This window comes from Aromatoleum diolicum (assembly GCF_012910955.1).
Classification (GTDB): Bacteria; Pseudomonadota; Gammaproteobacteria; order Burkholderiales; family Rhodocyclaceae; genus Aromatoleum; species Aromatoleum diolicum.
The window spans coordinates 1-1,166 of sequence record NZ_WTVQ01000106.1 but is presented as its reverse complement, the minus strand read 5'-3'; the positions used below and the strand labels follow the sequence as shown (position 1 = coordinate 1,166).

Here is a 1,166-nt window from a genome sequence, read left to right as displayed (position 1 = left end):
ACCCGGCGCGGTTGAACTCGCGCGTCTCGATCACCCGGCCCGCGCCGTCCGCCACACAGGCGACGAACACGTTCTTTGCCAGATCCACGCCGACCGTCGTAGTATTCATTTGGACTTCCCCTTTCGCTATCTCAGATTGAACTTCAGCAATTCAATCTTGGCACTTCGATGCCGTGCGGCCAATGCCGCTGGCGGAAGTGGGAAGTCCCTTTGTAGTCAGTCGAGCGGACCTGCGCGAAAAGCCGCGCAGGCCGCTCACTTCTACGTTAGGCGCTAGGAGTAACGCCTTCGGGTCATAATAATTGCATGGCCACTACATGATATGGGTGTATTGCGTTTTAACTTAGCTACGGAGTCGACAATGAAATACATAAAACTCTGCCTGTTGCTCGTTTTGGCAGCTGCTGTCACCGGTTGCGCGTCCATGAAGATGTCAACGGACGATCGGAAAAATCTGAAACGCGTGAATATTGCCAGCATCCAACTGCCGGAAAAGCCGATGGTCCTGTCGTCTGGTGCAGGAATTGGTTTCCTGCTTGCTGGGCCGCTTGGAATTGCAATTGCCAACGGAACCTCTGACCTGCCTACCGCCTATAAGGATCTCTTGGCGCAAAACAAGATTGATGTTGCGGCCGGCATTCAGGACAAATTCAAATCGCAACTGACCCTTAAAGGAATCCAGGTCGTTCAGAGCGCGACTGAAGCCGATGCATCTCTGGTTGTTGAGGTACTGCAGTACGGCTTAACGGGCAGCCCATTTTCAAGTGATCGCTTTCCCCAGCTATGGGCAAACGTCAAGCTGACGAACCGCAACGGCAACGTCATCTGGAAAGAAATGATCGCCGCGCATATTTCTCAGGATGTCATGAAGCAAGTCGAGCCGCGGCCGGTCTCTGACTATTTCAGCGATCGAGCACTCCTTGAGACTCAGATCAACAAGGTTACGGAAATTCTCGTAACGTCGGCGGTTGATACCCTTTGAACATGCGAGATCGGCGGTCTGACAGAGGCCGTCTTCTCAGGGCGGCACCTAACATTACCCTAAGGGACTTCCCGTCAACCTCATCCTCTTGCAGACCGGCCGTAGGCCGATCGTGACGTCGATCACGTACTCATCGTCGGACCTCCGCGATCACGCGCGTGCATGACCGGTTTTCGACTGCCGG

Annotated in this window: 1 protein-coding gene; it reads left to right on the top strand. The window is 54.3% G+C overall.

The window, feature by feature from the left end:
* Positions 1-361 precede the first annotated feature (361 nt).
* Positions 362-982: a hypothetical protein gene (locus GPA25_RS23590; RefSeq protein WP_169262831.1), complete on the top strand. Its 621-nt coding sequence runs from the start codon at positions 362-364 to the stop codon at positions 980-982.
* Positions 983-1,166 lie beyond the last annotated feature (184 nt).